This is a genomic window from Caulobacter sp. UC70_42 (assembly GCF_044056025.1).
Taxonomy (GTDB): domain Bacteria; phylum Pseudomonadota; class Alphaproteobacteria; order Caulobacterales; family Caulobacteraceae; genus Caulobacter.
Window position 1 is genome coordinate 4449185 of record NZ_CP171994.1, and the last position, 16736, is coordinate 4465920.

The window sequence follows — 16736 nt, forward strand, 5'->3', positions numbered from 1 at the left end:
TTTACAAAGGTTTGCGTGATACGGTATCCAGATACCGCATCACGCAATCTCCCCTAGCCGCGCTTGAACCACGATTTCTTGGTCTTGGGCGCCTCGGCCGACGGGGCGGCGGCGGGCGCGGTCGCCGGGGCGTCGAAGCCGAAGGCGTGGCGCATGACCTGGAAGATGTAGCTCTCCTCGACCACGCCGCGCAGCAGGAAGGCCTGCGGGCCATCGGCGAACACCCCCACGTCCTCGCCGGCGTGGGCGGCGCTGCCCAGGTTCACCGTGGCCTGCTGGTGATAGTCGACGTCGTCCAGGTCTTCCTTGGCCGGGTCGTTGCGCGTGTCGTTCCCCGTCGGGCCGCCAGGGCCGGTGGCGAACATCAGGGTCGTATAGGCCTTGCCGTCGCCGGCGATGGCGGGGTCGCCCTCGTTGCCGGCCATGCCCAGGATCGGCGAATTGCGGGCGGCGTAGCCCGAGATCACCAGGCCATGGCTGTGGTCGGCGGTGACGACAACCAGGGTGTCCTTCAGGTCCACCTTGGCCAGCACCGCGGCGATGGCCTTGGAGAATTCGACCGTCTCGCTGAGCGTGCGCTTGGCGTTGCCCAGATGGCTGCCCATGTCGATCTTGCCGCCTTCGACCAGCAGGAAGTAGCCGTTCGGGTTCTTGGACAGCACGTCGACGGCGGAGGTCGCCATCTCGGCCAGGGTCGGGACGCCCTGCCCCAGCACCGCGCGCTCCACCTCGTACGGCAGGTGCTCGGGCGCGAAGAGGCCCAGCACGTGCCTGGTGTCGGCCGGAATGGCCTTCAACTGGTCGACGCTGGTCACGTAGGACGAGCCCGGACCTTCCGCCTTCAGCCACTCGGCCGTCAGGTCCCGGCCGTCGGCGCGCTTGCCGTCCTTGTCGTCGGGGAGGAAGCGCGAGCGGCCACCGCCCATGACGACGTCCAGGCGCAGGTTGTCGGGCGCTTCGACCAGCTGGCGGGCGATGTCCTTGCAGCCGGCCTGCAGGGCCTCGACCGGCATGTCGCCGTCGCCTTCCCAGTCGCGATAGGCGGTGTGGGCGTAGGCGCCGGCCGGGGTGGCGTGGGTGACGCGGGTGGTGGTGACGACGCCGGCGGCCTTGCCGCGCGCCTTGGCCAGCTCGGCCAGGGTGTCGACGCCATTGCCCTTCTCGGTTTCGCACTTCTCGCCAATCGCCGCGCCGGTCAGGCCGATGATCTTGTTGCGGGTCTTCACGCCGGTCATGATCGCGGTGATACCGGCGGCGCTGTCGGTGACCTGGGTGTCATGGCTGTAGGTCTTGGAGAGCGCCGAATAGGACAGCTTCTCGAAGGCCAGCGAATTGGACTCGCCATCGACGCCCTTCAGCTGGCCGTCATAGATGCGGCCGGCCGTGACCGTCGAAATGCCCATGCCGTCGCCCAGAAACAGGATGACGTTCTTGGCCTTGCCCGTGTTCGGGACCACGGCGATCTGCCTGGCCAGGGCGGCTTCGCCGGCCTTGTAATAGGCGTCCGCGGCGCTGACGGCGGCGTTCGGCGTTTGGGCGAACGCTAGAGCGGGAAAGGCGACGGACGCGACCAGCGCGAGAACAAGGGGGCGGATCAAGGCCAAGCTCCATGAGGAATCGGCCCGATTTGCGCCCTGCGTGTGACAGTTGTTGCGGGACATTGTTTCAGTCCCTCAAAATTCAGGGCCTGCGCACCCGCCACGCGAAGACGGTCGCCGTCGCCAGCAGCACGGCCGCGCCCGCCTGGTGCAGCACGCCCAAAGCGATCGGCACGCTGGCCATCAGCGTCCAGATCCCCAGTCCCGCCTGCAAGGTGACGACGATCGCCACGGCCACCGCCGCGGCCTTGCTGCCCGGCGCCAACGGACGATCCCGCTGCGCCAGGAAGGCGATCGCCAGGCCGGCCGCGAACAGGGCGTAGGCCGTCAGCCGGTGGTGCAGTTGTACGGCGCCCTGGCTGTGCGCCAGCGTGCCCCACAGACCCTTGCCCAGATATTCGGCGGGGAAAAAGCCGCCGTTCATCAGCGGCCAGTCGTTATAGACGAGGCCCGCGTCGTTGCCGGCGACCAGCGCGCCCAGCAGACTTCTGGAAAAACACCGCGCCCAGGAAGGCCAGCGCCCAGCCGCGCCAGGCGGAGCGCTCCTCGACGCGCGGCGAGCCATTCCAGGCGTCGAGCGCGGTCCAGATCAAGACGACGAACAGGGCCAGCGCCAGGCCCAGGTGGGTCATCAGCCGCTCGGGCGCGACCGAGACGCGCTCGGAGAGGCCGCTCGACACCATCCACCAGCCCACCACACCTTGCAGGCCGCCCAACCCCAGCATGACGGCGCAGCGCCAGATCAGGCGGCGCGGGATGTCGCGGCGGATCAGGAAGACGGCGAACGGGATGGCGAAGGCCACGCCCACGGTCCGCCCCAGCAGCCGGTGCGCCCACTCCCACCAGAAGATGCCCTTGTAACCCTCCAGGGTCATGTCCGGGTTCACGAGCTGGAACTGGGGGATCTTCTTGTAGAGCTCGAAGCTCTCGCGCCAGGCCTGCTCGGACAGGGGCGGCAGCGCGCCCATGATCGGCTTCCACTGGGTGATCGAAAGGCCCGAGTCGGTCAGGCGGGTCGCGCCGCCCACGACGACCATGGCGAACACCATGGCGGCGACGATGAAAAGCCAGATCGCGACGGGGCGCGAACGGTCGGAACGCAGGAAGGACGTCATGGGGCCTGAAAAGCGTCACTACTGGGCCGAAATGCGGCGAGACCTCCCTACGCCCGACGCTTGCCCGCATCAATGTTTCTGTGGCTCGGCATGACGGCGCCGCGGGTTCGTGCGAGAAACGGGCGTCTTGGGCGAGGCGGGACGGAGAAAACAATGAGCGGCATGGGCGTATTCGCGGCGGCGGTGATCGGCATCCTAGCCGGCTGGATCGCCGACATCGTGCTGGGTCGCCACCACTCGTTGTTCATCAAGCTCTTGATCGGCGTGATCGGCTCGTTCATCGGAGCCTTCATCGCCTCGCGCATCGATCTGCACCTGGCCGGCTTCGTCGGCGAGCTGATCGTCTCCAGCGTGGGCGCGATCCTGTTCCTGGCCGTGCTCGGCCTTTTCCGGAGAACCGCGTGAGCGCTCCCATGAAGCCGGACCGCCAGATACCCGCGAGACTGCGCAAGCTGATCGGCGCGTTCGCCGTGATGGCTGTCCTGTTCGCCTGGATCTGGGCCTTCACCAGCCTCTACGACCACCTGCCGCAGAACCGCTTCGTGCACCTGGTCTATTTCGTGGTCCTGGGCATGGGCTGGGTGCTGCCGGTGATCCCGCTGATCTCGTGGATGGGCAAGGCCGACAAGCCGCTCGACGTCGGCCAAAGATAGCTGGGGCCGGCGTTGATCCTGAAATGAAAAAGGCCGCCCCGAAGGGCGGCCTTTCGTCTTCCGCCCCATTCCCGAAGGAAAAGGGTTTCCCTAAGGAAATGGTCGGAGCGACAGGATTTGAACCTGCGACCCCTTGACCCCCAGTCAAGTGCGCTACCAGGCTGCGCCACGCTCCGACGGAAGAGGCGCTCTTATAGGCGCCGCTCCCCCATTGGGCAACAGCGATTTCGGACGAAAATCAGGCTCGGGTTAGAAGTCCGTCTAGCCGCGATTTGATGGCGGTCAGATCGTCCAGCGCGAAGGCCAGGCGGTCGCGCGCGCCGCTGTCCAGGCGCTTGGCGGGCGTCTCGGGCGCGGCGTAGTCGAAATCAGGATCAAGGCTGGCCGAACCATTCGAGCCGATGCCGGCGGCGATCACCTGGGCCAGACCCTGATCGCGATGCAGCTTCTGCACGCCCTTGATGGTGAGACCTTCGCTGTGCAGCAAGGTGCGGACGCCGTTCAGCACGGCCACGTCCTGCGGGCGATAGAAGCGCCGCCCGCCAGCCCGTTTCATAGGACGGATGAAGGAGAACTTGGTCTCCCAGAAGCGCAGCACGTGCTGCGGCACGCCCAGCTCGTCGGCGGCCTCTGAAATCGTGCGGAAGGCGTTCGGCCCCTTCGCCACCGCATTGATTCCCTAGTCGCCCAAGGCGCGATCGATTCGCGCCTTCATGACCTGGGAGGCGCGGAAGCCGATCACCCGACGGGGTTCGATCTCGGCCGGCTCGCCGGTCTTGGGATTGCGCCCCATGCGGGCGCGCTTGGCGCGGACCTGGAAGACGCCGAAACCGGAAAGTTTGACCGTCTCGCCCTCTTCGAGCGCCTCGGCCACCAGATCCAGGGTCCGCTCGACCAGACCGGCGCAGTCCTGACGGGTCAATCCGACCTCTTCGTGGACCGCCTCGCACAGGTCGGCCCGGGTCAAAGTAGCGCCCTTCATGCAACCCCCTTCACGCGTATCTTGGCGGTCAGACAGACCACCGCCGATGGAGCACTCGCGGCGAACCTGGGTATGCCGCGACCGCCCTCAACGGACCGCGCCCAAATTCACCGATGACCTCATGCCGCGATTACCGCATGAAGTCAAAGGCTCAACGTCAGGAGTTCATGCCCGACGGGAAGATCGCGCAAGCTGCGCTTTAAAGGCGCAGAACGCAGGCTCCCCAGGTCAGGCCGCCCCCCATGGCTTCCAGCAGCAGCAGGTCGCCCTTCTTGATTCGGCCATCCTTCACGCCGTGCGCGAGGGCCAGCGGGATCGAGGCGGCCGAGGTGTTGGCGTGGGTCGCGACCGTCGAGATCACCTTTTCCTCGTCGATGCCGCAACGGTGGGCGACGCCGGCGAGGATGCGCTGGTTGGCCTGGTGCGGGATGAACCAGTCGACGTCCGCCACCGCGACGCCGGCATTGGCGGCGGCCGCGTGGATCGCCTCGGAGATGTTGACCACGGCGTGCTTGAAGACCTGGTTGCCCAGCATCCGCAGCTTGCCGACCGTGCCGGTCGTCGAGACGCCGCCGTCGACATAGAGCAGGTCCTGCTTGGTCCCGTCGGCGCGCAGGGCGAAGCCCAGCAGGCCTTGGTCGCCGGTGGTCCCCTCGCCTTCCTTCGGCTCGAGGACGACCGCGCCGGCGCCGTCGCCGAACAGCACGCAGGTGCCGCGATCGCTCCAGTCCATCAGGCGGGTCATGGTCTCGGCGCCGATCACCAGGGCGCACTTGGCGTGGCCGCGCGCGACGAAGCCGTCGGCGACGCTCAGGGCGTAGACGAAGCCCGAGCAGACGGCCTGGACGTCGAAGGCGATGCCGACCGGCGCGCCCAGCTTGCGCTGAACGATGGTGGCGACAGCGGGAAACGTCAGGTCGGCCGTGGTCGTGGCCACGATGATCAGGTCGACGTCGGCCGCGGACTTGCCGGCGGCCGCCAGGGCCTCCTTGGCGGCCTCGACGGCCAGGTCCGAGACCGGCTGGTCGTCGGCGGCCTGATGTCGCTGGCGGATGCCGGTGCGCTCGATGATCCAGGCGTCGCTGGTGTCGACGAACTTGGCCAGATCGTCATTGGTCACGACCTTCGGCGGCAGATACGCGCCGACGCCAGTTACTGCACTGCGAGTTACGCTCACTCGGCCGCTCCCTGCCCCTGCTCCGGGGCTTCGCTCTTGGCCGCCACGGCGGTCAGACGCTTCAGATTTCTGTCGATCTCGGCGCGGAAGTCGCTGCGCGCGAGGTTGGTGGCGACCCGCAGGGCCGAGGCGAAGCCGTTGGCGTCCGCGCCGCCGTGGCTCTTGACCACGATGCCGTTCAAGCCCAGCAGCGGGCCGCCGTTGACCCGCCCCGGATCGAGGCGCGCGCGCATCTTCTTCAGCGCGCCCGAGGCGATCAGGGCGCCCAGCATGGCCATCGGACCCGAAGTCAGGGTCGTCTTGATCTCGTTCGAGAAGAACCGCGCCAGGCCTTCCGCCGTCTTCAGGGCGACATTGCCGGTGAAGCCGTCCGTGACGACCACATCCACGGTGCCGTAGGCGATGTCGGTGCCCTCGACGAAGCCATGATAGTCGAAATCAAGCTTGGCCTCGCGCAGGATGGCGTGCGCTTCGCGCACCTCCTCGTGGCCCTTCTGATCCTCGGAGCCGACGTTGAGCAGACCCACGGTCGGGCGCTTGGAGCCGTGCACGGCGTGATGGAAGGCCGCGCCCATGATGGCGAACTCGACCAGCTGGGCCGCGTCGCTCTCGACATTGGCGCCCACGTCCAGCACCGCGGTGACGCCCTTCAAGGTCGGCCAGTTGGCGACGATGGCCGGGCGCTCCAGATCCGCGCCCATGCGCAGGATCAGCTTGGAGATGGCCATCAGGGCGCCGGTGTTGCCGGCCGAGACGCAGGCCTGGGCCTCGTTCTCGCGCAGAGACTCGATGGTGTTCCACATCGACGAGCCCTTGCCCCGGCGCATGGCCTGGGCGGGCTTTTCGTCCATGCTGATGGCCTTGTCGGTGTGGCGCACCTCGCTCACGCTTCTGGCGGCGGGGTGCTTGGCCAGCTCGGCCTCGATCTTCGCGCCCTCGCCATGCAGCAGGAACCGCACCCCCGGCAGCGCCTGAGCCGCCTGAGCGACGCCGGGCACGACGATGGAGGGGCCGTGGTCGCCGCCCATGGCGTCAACCGAGATGACTACGGATTGGGACACGTGGCGCTGTGAGCTCCGAGAGGCGTCTCGCCGGGCGGCGGACGATACATCCGCGTGAATATCACGCAAGCGGGCGAGTCGAGGGGTTTAGCCCTGATCATCCGTCGATTTGAGACCCTTGAGCGCCGCGAACGGGGAAAGTTCGACCGGCTCGGGCGGCTGGACGAACACCGCGCCCGGCTTGCGGGGGAACGGATCCAGCTCCAGGGCCAAGTGCTCGATCACGTAACCCGAGACGTCGATCTTCTCGCCGTCCAGCACATCCGGCGGGTCGTCGGCGTCGGGATCCAGGCCCAGGTCGCCGCTGTCCTCGTCCTGAGGCGCGTTCTTGCTGTTGGCCGGCAGCACCCGCAGATCGAAGCGCGCATCGATCGGCGTTTCGAAATCGTCGGCCGTCGCGCTGCAGGTCTGGACCACGCGCGCGCGCAAGACGCCCGAGATCTCGGCCCCGTCCAGCCACGAGGTCAGAAACACCTCGGCGCTCAGGTCTTCCAGGCTGACCAGGCCCAGTTGCTTGGCGATCGCCTTGCGCTGGTCGGCCGAGGGTTCCAGCCGCAGCTTGACGGCGCCACGGTCGACCTGGGCCAACGGAATTTCACACGGCCAGGGCGCGGTCACGGGTTCGGCCACGTCACGTCTCCTTGCAGCAAGCTTTCCAGCGGCTGTTCCGCCAGGGCTTCGCGCGTCTTGATCACATAGGCGGCCAAGGCCGCGATGTCGCCCTCGCCGCGCTCCTCGAACGCGGTGCGGGCCAGGAAGCCGGTCATGCCCGCGAGATCCGGCAGGGTGGCGACGGCTTCATCATAGGCCTTCAGCCGGCCGTAGAAGGCGCCCGCCAGCTTCTTCATCTTCTTGCCGACCGCCGTGTCCGACACGCCAATCTCGCGAAAGGCGTCGTCCAGCCCCTTCACATACGAGTCGAAAACCGCCTGCGAGGTCTCGGCCGCGGCGTCGCCCTGCCCCTTCAGTCGCTCGATCAGAAAGATCACGTGCAGGCTGAAGAGTTCGAAACGGCCCTCCATCGAGTCGCGGACGCCGAAGTCACGATAAAAGGTCGCGGACCGCGCCTGAGCCACTGCGCCAGCATAGAGCTTGGCTCCCGCCGCCTTGGCGGGCCTGGGCTTGAGCCACCTGTCCAGAAACATGAAACGCCTCGATTTCGCCGCGACATCCCGCTAGACGCGGGGTCCGCTTTCACGCGGGCATTGAACTAAGCTCCCGCGGGCGATAGGTCAAAGTCTGCATTTTTCCGGTTCGGAGCCTTGATGTCTCGCCCCGCCGTTTTCGCCGCCGTCGTTCTGGGCCTGGCGATCGCCACGTCCGCCTGTACGCCGCTGACCAGCTACTCCGGCTTTCAGGCCATCGAGGCCAAGCCCGCCGACATGAAGGTCGGCGAGGACAGCAAGTCGACCCTGATGGAAAAGCTGGGTTCGCCGTCGGCGGTTTCGACCTTCGACAACAACACCTGGTACTACATCTCGCAGACGACCGACCGCGTGGCCTTCTACATGCCGCGCGTGATCAAGCGCGACGTCGTGGCCATCAAGTTCAACCCGGCCGACGAGAAGGTCGCCTCGGTGAACACCTATACGCTGAAGGACGGCAAGGTCATCGCCTACAACGGCCGTGAGACTCCGACCCGCGGTCGCGAGATGACCATCCTCGAACAGCTGCTCGGCAACGTCGGTCGCGGCGGCATGCTCCCGCAGGACGACGAGGCGCCGGGCCAGCGTCCGGGGGGTCGATAGACCAAGTCGACAACTCGACAGATCAGAAAAGCCGTCCGCTGCAAGGTGGGCGGCTTTTTTCGTGCGCCGGTTACACCTCCGCGCGCACCACTGTCAGCGAGACGAGTAAATCCAGGCGATTTACTGTGAATTCGATATTCACCGTCTTAATTCAGCCGAACACCCGCCTCCTAAACACTTCATAAACCCAAAACGGGTCACGATCGACTCAAGCCGCTCAAGTTGTGGCGCGAACGAATTCACGGCGGCGGTGGGAGACGCACTGTGGAGGGCATGGACCTTCGTGACGTATCGGTGCTTCTGGTCGACGACAACGCGAACATGCGCAAGCTCGTGGGCGAAATGCTCAAGGCCGCGGGCGTTCGCAGGATCCGCGAGGCCAGCGACGGCCTCGATGCGCTCAAGATCTTTCAGACCCAGGAAATCGACATCGTCTTCACCGACCTGATAATGCATCCGGTCGACGGCCTGGCCTTCATCCGCTGGATCCGCACCTCGAGCGCCAGCCCCAATCCGTACGTGCCGATCATCATGATGACCGGCCACGCCACCCAGCGCACGCTGACCGCCGCGCGCATGGCTGGAGTGACCGAGTTCCTGGCCAAGCCGCTGACGGCGCGCGGGGTCATGCACCGGATCAACGAGATCGTGAACAATCCCCGCCCGTTCGTACGGGCCAGTGCCTATTTCGGCCCCTGTCGTCGCCGCCGGATCGACCACGAATTCTCCGGCGTCGAGCGCCGCGCGGTCGAGATAACGGACGCCTTGTCCCAGATGGATCCCGAGGACGTCTACTAGGGTCCGCCGGCTCCAAAAAAACAAAACGCCCCGGAGAAAACTCCGGGGCGTTCCAGTTTCAGGCCGCTCTCGAAAGATCAGCCGTGGGCCAGCACCGCCAGCAGCAGCAGGGCCACGATGTTGGTGATCTTGATCATCGGGTTCACGGCCGGACCCGAGGTGTCCTTGTAGGGGTCGCCGACGGTGTCGCCGGTGACGGCGGCCTTGTGGGTGTCGCCGCCCTTGGTGTGCAGGACGCCGTTCTTATCGGTGAAGCCCTCCTCGATGACCTTCTTGGCGTTGTCCCAGGCGCCGCCGCCGCTGGTCATCGAAATGGCGACGAACAGGCCGGTGACGATCACGCCCATCAGCATGGCGCCCAGCGAGGCGAACGCGTCGACCTTGCCGGCGATGGCCTTGATCACGAAGAACAGCACCACCGGCGAAACCACCGGCAGCAGGCTGGGCACGATCATCTCGCGAATCGCCGCCTTGGTCAGGATGTCCACGGCCTTGCCGTATTCTGGCTTGACCTCGCCGGTCATGATGCCCGGGTTCTCGCGGAACTGACGGCGCACCTCGGCGACGACCGACTCGGCCGCGCGGCCGACGGCGGTCATCGCCATGCCGCCGAACAGGAAGGGCAGCAGACCGCCGAACAGCAGGCCGACCACGACGTAGGGATTGGACAGGTCGAAGGTCACCGGCCCCATGCCGTCGAAGAAGCTGCCCGGCGTCGCATTGGCCGAGAAGAACTTCAAATCCTCGGTATAGGCGGCGAACAGCACCAGGGCGCCCAGGCCGGCCGAACCGATCGCGTAGCCCTTGGTGACGGCCTTGGTGGTGTTGCCCACGGCGTCCAGGGCGTCGGTGGTGACGCGGACTTCGGGCGGCAGACCGGCCATCTCGGCGATGCCGCCGGCGTTGTCGGTGACCGGACCGAAGGCGTCCAGGGCGACGATGAAGCCGGCCAGCGACAGCATGGTCGTGGTGGCGATGGCGATGCCGAACAGGCCCGCCAGATTGTAGGTCACCACGATGCCGACGATGATGGTCAGAGCCGGCAGGGCCGTGGCTTCCAGCGACATGGCCAGACCCTGGATCACGTTGGTGCCGTGGCCCGAGACCGACGCCTGCGCCACCGACTTCACCGGGCGGAAGTTCGTGCCGGTGTAATACTCGGTGATCATGACGATGGCGGCGGTGACCGCCAGACCGACCAGACCGCAATAGAACAGCCCGTCGGCCGTATAGGTGCGCGCGTCCGTCACGACCGGGGCCGGGATCAGGTCGTGCAGCACGTACCAGACGGCGGGAATCGACAGCAGCCCGGTCACGATCAGGCCCTTGTAGAGGGCCCCCATGATGTTCTGGCTCTTGCCCAGGCGCACGAAGAACGCGCCGACGATCGAGGTGACGATGCAGACCGCGCAGATGGCCAGCGGCAGCAGCATCATCGCGCCCACGGCCTCCGTGCCGCGGAAGAAGATGGCGGCCAGAACCATGGTGGCGACGGTGGTCACCGCATAGGTCTCGAACAGGTCGGCGGCCATGCCGGCGCAGTCGCCGACATTGTCGCCCACGTTGTCGGCGATGGTGGCGGCGTTGCGCGGATCATCTTCCGGGATGCCGGCTTCCACCTTGCCCACGAGGTCGCCGCCCACGTCGGCGCCCTTGGTGAAGATGCCGCCGCCCAGACGGGCGAAGATCGAGATCAGCGAGGCGCCGAAGCCCAGGGCCACCAGGGCGTCGACGACGCCGCGGCCGGTCGGCTCAAGGCCCAACGGGCCCGTCAGCACCCAATAGTAGCCGGCCACGCCCAGCAGCGCGAAGCCAGCCACCAGCATGCCGGTGATGGCGCCGGAGGTGAAGGCCAGCGACAGCCCCCTGGCCAGCCCCTCGGAAGCGGCCTGGGCCGTGCGGACGTTGGCGCGGACCGAGATCAGCATCCCCGCGAAGCCGGCCGCGCCCGAAAGCACGGCGCCGACGAGGAAGCCCAAGGCGGCCCATTGGCCGATCAGCAGGTAGACGGCGACGAGAATGACCGCGCCGACGACCGAGATAGTGAGGTATTGCCGGCGCAGGTAGGCTTGAGCCCCCTCCTGGATCGCCGCGGCGATCTCCTGCATCCGCGCATTGCCGGGCGACGCCCGCATCAGACTGGCCGTTTGCACGGCGCCGTACAGCACCGCCAGCAGCCCGGCCCCGATGGCCAGATAAAGCCAAAGACTCATTAGGTTCTTCGCCCCTTCGCGCTTCCAATCACGAGGGGGATGCCGGTCCCGGCGGCTGGAGGTAATGACGCACGTCAAACCGCCGCCCGGATCGACGGGCGGGCCTTTGGCCTCGTGCCCCCTCGATGCTCCCAAAATGACAGCCGAACGGCGTCATGCGAAAGAGACTGTCAGATGGTCGGGGGGCGCGCAACCCGCGTCGGCGCAAGCCTTTTCAGCGGCAAAGCTTGGCGCTGGACCTGGAATCAGGGGTTCAGATCGCCCTGGCCGGCCGGCTTAACGGCGCCGGGCTTGGGCGGCATCAGCTGCTGGCGGGGGATCTGCTTGACGATCTCGACCGAGGCGACCTTGCCCTTGCCCATCAGTACGCCGCATTGGCTCAGAACGAAGCTGGTCAGGCGCGGACCGTCGACTTCCTTCCAGCTGTCGGCGCGCGTGAACGGCGTCTTGTAGGCGGCGCGTACGATGGCGTCCCGCAGCATCGGCTCCTGATCCTTCAGGGCCGCGGCGTCGGCGCCCTCCTTCAGCTTCAAGGTCATGGCGACGAAGACGTAGTTCACGATCCGGCCATTGGCGATGATCGGGATGGTCATGGAGCCCAGCTTGTAGGTGGGGTCGAGCGCTTGGCCCTCGCCCTCCTTCTTCTCGTCCTTCTTGCCGCTGCTGGCGAAGGCCGGCGCGGCCCCGATGGCGAAGGGGGCGGCGAAGGCCGCGGCGAGCAGGAGACGGCGCGAGGGCGTGACAAGATCGGTCATGGCCATGGTTCATAGCCGACAGGGCTTGAGATTGACCTAACCGCTTCGCGGGATCAGCCGTGCAGCCAGCCCAGGCGCGAGGGCGTGACGTCGCGGCCCTTATAGTAGGCCGAAACCCCCTCGCCTTCCACGAACTCGCCGATCTCGCTGACCTTCACGCCGGCCGCGGCGGCGGCGACGCGGAAGTTCCAGGCCTCGCTGGGATCGACGGCGCAGACGATTTCGTAGTCGTCGCCGCCGGACGCCAGCGAGATGCGACCTTCGACCTGCTCGGGCTGCTGATCCAGCCAGGCCTGGCCGCCCGGCGACAGCGGCAGGCGCTCCAGGTCGACCCGCACGCGGCAGCCGCTGGCCTTGGCGATATGGGCGCTGTCGGCCAGCAGACCGTCGGAGACGTCGGCGGCGGCCTTGGCGTGGACGCGCATGGCCTCGCGCAGGGTGACGCGCGGCTCGGGCTGGCGATAACGGCGCAGCATGGCGCCGTCGGCGTCGATCACTTCGCCCCACTGGGCCAGGAGACCCAGCCAGCCATCGCCGATCGTGCCAGAGACCATCAGGCGGTCGCCAGGCTTGGCGCCGCGTCGCAGGATGGCGCCGCCCTCGGGAACCCAGCCCAGCAGCGTGGCCGAAACCACCAGCGGGCCGGAGGTCGTGACCGTGTCGCCGCCCAGCAGCGATATGTCGAACAGCGCGCCGTCCTCGGCCAGCCCCCGCGCGAAGGTCTCCCGCGAAATGACGTCGGAGCCCGAAGGCCAGCCCACGGCCAGGAAATAGCCATAGGGTTCGGCCGCCTTGGCCGCCAGATCGGACAGATTGGTGCGCAGCAGCTTCCGCGCGACGACGTCCAGGGCCTCATCGGCCAGGAAGTGAACGCCGGCCACCATGGCGTCCTTGGTGATCACCAGGTCATAACCGGGACGCGACGGCAGCACGGCCGCGTCGTCCAGCAGGTCCAGCGCCGCCGGGTCGCCCCGCGTCAGGGGGCGCAGCAGGCGCGCGATGTGGTCGAATTCCGTCGGGGGCGCCTCCGCCGCAGCGGGCGCGGCGTCGTCATCGGCGAACCAGTCGTCTTCGTCAGTCTCGTGCATCACGGGCGATCGCGTCGAGGGCGCCATTGATGAAGCCTGACTCGGGACCCTCAAAAAAGGATTTAGCGATCTCGACATATTCATTGATGACGACTTCGGTCGGAACGTCCGGCCGGTACATCAATTCGTAGGCGCCGGCGCGCAGCACGGCGCGGGCCGTGGCGTCCAGGCGCTCGAGGCGCCAGCCCGAGGCCAGGCGCTTGACGATGCCCTGGTCGATCTTCGACTGGTTGGCGACCACGCCCTTGGCCAGCTCGGCGAAGAAGGTTTCGTCGGCGGCGGCCAGACGCTCGCCCTCGACGTCGCGGTCGAAGCGGTGCTCGCCGAACTCGCGGACGACGGCGTCGACGCCCGCGCCCGAGACTTCCATCTGGTAGAGGGCCTGGACGGCGGCGAGACGCGCCACCGAGCGCGGTTGGATGCGGTTGCCGCTCATCGGGCCTGTCCCAGCAGTTGACGCTTTAGGGCGATGGTCTCGAGGCAGGCCTTGGCGGCCGAACCGCCGCGGTCGCCTTCGCTGACCCGCGCGCGGGTCCAGGCCTGGGCCTCGTCGTCGACGGCCAGGACGCCGAAGCCGATCGCCAGCCGCCGGCCGATGCCCAGGTCCTGCAGGCCACGAGCGGTTTCGTTGGCGACCAGTTCGAAATGATAGGTCTCGCCCCGGATGACCGCGCCCAGAGCGACATAGCCGTCGTAGCGCACGCCCACGGGGCGGTGACCGGCCTCCTCGGCCATGGCGATGACCGTCGGGATCTGCAGGGGGCTGGAGACCGTGATCACGTCGTATTCCGCGCCCTGGGCCTCGATCGCCTGCACGGCTCCGCGCAGCAGCTCGTCGGAGAGTCCCGAATGGCTTCGGCCCTCCACGATCAGCAAGCGGATGTTGTCTTCAACCATCTAGCTTCGAATCTCCACGGCCGCGCTTGCCGCGCGCACACAAACACACATCAGGGATTAACGGACTATAGCTCTTCTTCGACGCTGTCGCTCAGACCTTCTTCGGTCAGGAACTTGGCGAAGTCGCTGGTTTCCTTGAAATCCCGATAGACGGAGGCGTAGCGGACATAGGCGACGTCATCGAGCGATTTCAACGCCTTCATGACCATTTCACCCACCGTCGAGGACGGAAGCTCGGTCTCGCCCATGCTTTCCAGCTGCCGGACGATGCCGTTGATCATGCGCTCGACACGCTCGCCTTCGACGGGCCGCTTCTGGGTGGCCAGGGCGATCGAGCGCACCAGCTTGTCGCGATCGAACGGCGAGCGCCGGCCCGAACGCTTCAGGATGATCAGCTCGCGCAGCTGCACCCGCTCGAACGTGGTGAAGCGACCGCCGCACTCGGGGCACATGCGGCGGCGGCGGATGGCCGCGCCGTCTTCCGACGGGCGGCTGTCCTTGACCTGGCTTTCGGCGTGTCCGCAGAAGGGGCAGCGCATGATGTGGCCCCTCCCGCGGCGCCTAGACCATATTAGTTGTAGATCGGGAAGCGGGCCGTCAAGGCCAGCACTTCCTCGCGGACCTTGGCCTCGACCTCGGCGTTGCCTTCCGGGCCATTGGCGGCCAGGCCGTTGACGACCTCGCCGATCAGTTCGCCCACGCGAGTGAATTCGGCTTCCTTGAAGCCGCGGGTGGTGCCGGCCGGCGTTCCCAGGCGGATGCCCGAGGTGATCGTGAACGGCGCGGTGTCGAACGGCACGCCGTTCTTGTTGCAGGTCATGTGCGCGCGCTCGAGGCTGTGCTCGGCGTCGCGGCCGGTCACGCCCTTGGGACGCAGATCCACCAGCATCAGGTGGCTGTCAGTGCCGCCCGAGACGATGTTGACGCCCGACTTCAGCAGGGCTTCCGACAGCGCCTTGGCGTTGGCGATGATCTGCCGGGCATAGTCCTTGAACGCCGGCTGCAGCGCCTCGCCGAAGGCCACGGCCTTGGCGGCGATCACATGCTCCAGCGGACCGCCTTGCAGACCCGGGAAAACGGCCGAGTTGACCTTCTTGATGATCGCTTCGTCGTTGGTCAGCACCATGCCGCCGCGCGGGCCGCGCAGGGTCTTGTGGGTGGTGGTGGTGACGACGTGGGCGTGAGGGACCGGGCTGGGGAACACGCCGCCGGCCACCAGGCCCGCGAAGTGGGCCATGTCGACCATCAGATAGGCGCCGACGCTGTCGGCGATCTGGCGGAAGCGGGCGAAGTCGATTTCGCGGCTATAGGCGCTGCCGCCGGCGATGATCAGCTTGGGCTTCTCGCGCTCGGCCACCTCGGCGACGTTGTCGTAGTCGATCAGCTGATCCTGCTGGCGCACGGTGTAGGACACCGGCTTGAACCACTTGCCCGACTGGTTGGCGGGCGAGCCGTGGGTCAGGTGGCCGCCGGCGGCCAGGTCCATGCCCAGGAAGCTGTCGCCGGGCTGCAGCAGGGCCATGAAGACCGACTGGTTGGCCTGCGAGCCCGAGTGTGGCTGGACGTTGGCGAAGCCCGCGCCGAACAGCGACTTGGCGCGCTCGATCGCGATCGTTTCGATCTCGTCGACATATTCACAGCCGCCGTAGTAGCGCTTGCCCGGGTAACCCTCGGCGTACTTGTTGGTCAGGATGGAGCCCTGGGCCTCCAACACCGCCTTCGAGACGATGTTCTCCGAGGCGATCAGCTCGATCTGGTTCTGCTGACGGTCCAGCTCGCGACCGATGCGGTCGAAGATGTCCTTGTCCGCGGTGGCGAGGTCCGCGCCGAAAAAGGCGCTGGTGTTGGCTTGGGTCATTTCGCTCTCCGGGCGTTCTGGGGGAGTCGGCAGAGGCGCCCTCTTTAACGGGATGGGCGCGGCGATCAATCTCGGAACCGCATCCTGCTTTGTGCGTTGCCGTCCTGCAGGGCGGTGCTCAACCCCTGCGGAGTTCCAACGACAACAACGGGAATGGGGTATCTCATGGCGTCTCAGGGCGGCGGCACGGACACGACGAACGACAACAACGTCGATATCCTGGGGCTCAGCGCCGAGATCGTGGCGGCTTATGTAGGTCAGAACACAGTCTCTCAGACGGCCATTCCGGAGCTGATCCGCACGGTCCATCACGCGCTCGCCTCGCTGGGCAACGGCGGCGAAGCTCCGCAACCGGCCGAAAAGGCCAAACCGGCGGTCCCGGTGGGCCGTTCGGTGCAGCACGACTTCATCATCTGCCTGGAGGACGGCAAGAAGCTCAAGATGCTCAAGCGCTATCTGCGCTCGCACTACGACATGAGCCCCGAGGAATACCGTCGCAAGTGGGGCCTTCCGCCCGACTATCCGATGGTGGCGCCGGCCTATGCGGCCCGCCGCTCGGACTTCGCCAAGAAGATCGGCCTGGGCAAAGGCGTGCGGCGCGGAAGCTGACCGCCCCTCGCCGTCCAGGCACGCGAACGCCGCCGGACTCCGGCGGCGTTTTTCGTTTCGACGATGTGCTGTTCGGTCGAGGTTGAAGTGCGTGCTGTCCCCTGAACGTGGCGAAGGCCACGTTCAAAATGTTTGAGATAGAGCCTGTTTATCCGTTTCGGATGGACGTCCGAAACGGACAGGC

General features: G+C 66.9%; 19 protein-coding genes, 1 tRNA gene and 1 pseudogene. 5 read left to right on the plus strand and 16 right to left on the minus strand.

The window, feature by feature from the left end; translation table 11 throughout:
• Window positions 1-53: 53 nt before the first annotated feature.
• Together ACHMW8_RS22265 and ACHMW8_RS22270 are read right to left on the minus strand one after the other, a co-directional pair.
• The gene (locus tag ACHMW8_RS22265) at window positions 54-1598 is read right to left on the minus strand and encodes an alkaline phosphatase (RefSeq protein ID WP_395443763.1); all 1545 of its coding nucleotides are present in this window, start codon (window positions 1596-1598) and stop codon (window positions 54-56) included.
• 82 nt (window positions 1599-1680) lie between these two features.
• Window positions 1681-2713, minus strand: a pseudogene (locus ACHMW8_RS22270) (COX15/CtaA family protein).
• A 153-nt stretch (window positions 2714-2866) separates the two neighbouring features.
• Here ACHMW8_RS22270 and ACHMW8_RS22275 point away from each other — a divergent pair.
• Window positions 2867-3118 (plus strand): GlsB/YeaQ/YmgE family stress response membrane protein, encoded by a 252-nt coding sequence (locus tag ACHMW8_RS22275; RefSeq protein ID WP_125158111.1) that lies wholly within the window; start codon window positions 2867-2869, stop codon window positions 3116-3118.
• Window positions 3119-3126: 8 nt separating this feature from the next.
• The gene (locus ACHMW8_RS22280) at window positions 3127-3366 is read left to right on the plus strand and encodes a DUF2842 domain-containing protein (protein ID WP_395446031.1); all 240 of its coding nucleotides are present in this window, start codon (window positions 3127-3129) and stop codon (window positions 3364-3366) included.
• A gap of 99 nt (window positions 3367-3465) precedes the next feature.
• Here ACHMW8_RS22280 and ACHMW8_RS22285 read toward each other — a convergent pair.
• The 7 genes from ACHMW8_RS22285 to ACHMW8_RS22315 all read right to left on the minus strand — a co-directional run bounded on the left by ACHMW8_RS22285 (window position 3466) and on the right by ACHMW8_RS22315 (window position 7731).
• Window positions 3466-3542, minus strand: a tRNA-Pro gene (locus tag ACHMW8_RS22285).
• 62 nt (window positions 3543-3604) lie between these two features.
• On the minus strand, window positions 3605-4033 hold the full coding sequence (locus ACHMW8_RS22290; RefSeq protein ID WP_125158110.1) for a MerR family transcriptional regulator: 429 nt from the start codon (window positions 4031-4033) through the stop codon (window positions 3605-3607).
• Window positions 4034-4045: 12 nt separating this feature from the next.
• Window positions 4046-4348 carry an integration host factor subunit alpha gene (locus tag ACHMW8_RS22295; protein ID WP_099578878.1) on the minus strand — a complete coding sequence of 101 codons (303 nt, stop codon included), beginning with the start codon at window positions 4346-4348 and terminating at the stop codon, window positions 4046-4048.
• 199 nt (window positions 4349-4547) lie between these two features.
• Entirely contained in the window at window positions 4548-5525 is a 978-nt protein-coding gene (locus ACHMW8_RS22300; RefSeq protein ID WP_125158109.1) for a beta-ketoacyl-ACP synthase III, read from the minus strand.
• Window positions 5522-6586, minus strand: coding sequence for a phosphate acyltransferase PlsX (gene plsX, locus ACHMW8_RS22305; RefSeq protein WP_395443764.1), 1065 nt, complete (start codon window positions 6584-6586; stop codon window positions 5522-5524). The genes ACHMW8_RS22300 and plsX overlap by 4 nt, the downstream gene beginning before the upstream one ends.
• Before the next feature lie 87 nt (window positions 6587-6673).
• Entirely contained in the window at window positions 6674-7216 is a 543-nt protein-coding gene (locus ACHMW8_RS22310) for a DUF177 domain-containing protein (protein WP_125158107.1), read from the minus strand.
• Window positions 7201-7731, minus strand: coding sequence for a ubiquinol-cytochrome C chaperone family protein (locus ACHMW8_RS22315; RefSeq protein ID WP_125158106.1), 531 nt, complete (start codon window positions 7729-7731; stop codon window positions 7201-7203). The genes ACHMW8_RS22310 and ACHMW8_RS22315 overlap by 16 nt, the downstream gene beginning before the upstream one ends.
• A gap of 120 nt (window positions 7732-7851) precedes the next feature.
• Here ACHMW8_RS22315 and ACHMW8_RS22320 point away from each other — a divergent pair, with 120 nt between their 5' ends.
• Together ACHMW8_RS22320 and ACHMW8_RS22325 are read left to right on the plus strand one after the other, a co-directional pair.
• The gene (locus ACHMW8_RS22320; protein ID WP_125158105.1) at window positions 7852-8334 is read left to right on the plus strand and encodes an outer membrane protein assembly factor BamE; all 483 of its coding nucleotides are present in this window, start codon (window positions 7852-7854) and stop codon (window positions 8332-8334) included.
• A 264-nt stretch (window positions 8335-8598) separates the two neighbouring features.
• Window positions 8599-9132 carry a response regulator gene (locus ACHMW8_RS22325; RefSeq protein WP_199743510.1) on the plus strand — a complete coding sequence of 178 codons (534 nt, stop codon included), beginning with the start codon at window positions 8599-8601 and terminating at the stop codon, window positions 9130-9132.
• A 77-nt stretch (window positions 9133-9209) separates the two neighbouring features.
• On the opposite strand, the gene ACHMW8_RS22330 is transcribed toward ACHMW8_RS22325, so the two are convergent.
• The 7 genes from ACHMW8_RS22330 to glyA all read right to left on the minus strand — a co-directional run bounded on the left by ACHMW8_RS22330 (window position 9210) and on the right by glyA (window position 15943).
• Window positions 9210-11345, minus strand: a complete 2136-nt coding sequence (locus tag ACHMW8_RS22330) for a sodium-translocating pyrophosphatase (protein WP_125158103.1) — start codon at window positions 11343-11345, stop codon at window positions 9210-9212.
• 245 nt (window positions 11346-11590) lie between these two features.
• Entirely contained in the window at window positions 11591-12100 is a 510-nt protein-coding gene (locus tag ACHMW8_RS22335) for a flagellar basal body-associated FliL family protein (protein ID WP_125158102.1), read from the minus strand.
• Between the two features lie 53 nt (window positions 12101-12153).
• Window positions 12154-13215 carry a thiamine-phosphate kinase gene (thiL, locus tag ACHMW8_RS22340; RefSeq protein WP_125158101.1) on the minus strand — a complete coding sequence of 354 codons (1062 nt, stop codon included), beginning with the start codon at window positions 13213-13215 and terminating at the stop codon, window positions 12154-12156.
• Window positions 13175-13624 (minus strand): transcription antitermination factor NusB, encoded by a 450-nt coding sequence (gene nusB, locus ACHMW8_RS22345; RefSeq protein WP_125158100.1) that lies wholly within the window; start codon window positions 13622-13624, stop codon window positions 13175-13177. Before nusB ends, thiL begins: the two co-directional genes overlap by 41 nt.
• On the minus strand, window positions 13621-14085 hold the full coding sequence (locus ACHMW8_RS22350; RefSeq protein WP_125158099.1) for a 6,7-dimethyl-8-ribityllumazine synthase: 465 nt from the start codon (window positions 14083-14085) through the stop codon (window positions 13621-13623). Before ACHMW8_RS22350 ends, nusB begins: the two co-directional genes overlap by 4 nt.
• A 65-nt stretch (window positions 14086-14150) precedes the next feature.
• Window positions 14151-14624 carry a transcriptional regulator NrdR gene (gene nrdR, locus ACHMW8_RS22355; protein ID WP_125158098.1) on the minus strand — a complete coding sequence of 158 codons (474 nt, stop codon included), beginning with the start codon at window positions 14622-14624 and terminating at the stop codon, window positions 14151-14153.
• Between the two features lie 32 nt (window positions 14625-14656).
• A complete protein-coding gene (glyA, locus tag ACHMW8_RS22360; protein WP_395443765.1) occupies window positions 14657-15943 on the minus strand; it encodes a serine hydroxymethyltransferase in 1287 nt (428 codons plus the stop codon).
• Between the two features lie 165 nt (window positions 15944-16108).
• On the opposite strand from glyA, the gene ACHMW8_RS22365 reads away from it, so the two are divergent.
• Window positions 16109-16552: a MucR family transcriptional regulator gene (locus ACHMW8_RS22365; protein ID WP_125158096.1), complete on the plus strand. Its 444-nt coding sequence runs from the start codon at window positions 16109-16111 to the stop codon at window positions 16550-16552.
• Window positions 16553-16736 lie beyond the last annotated feature (184 nt).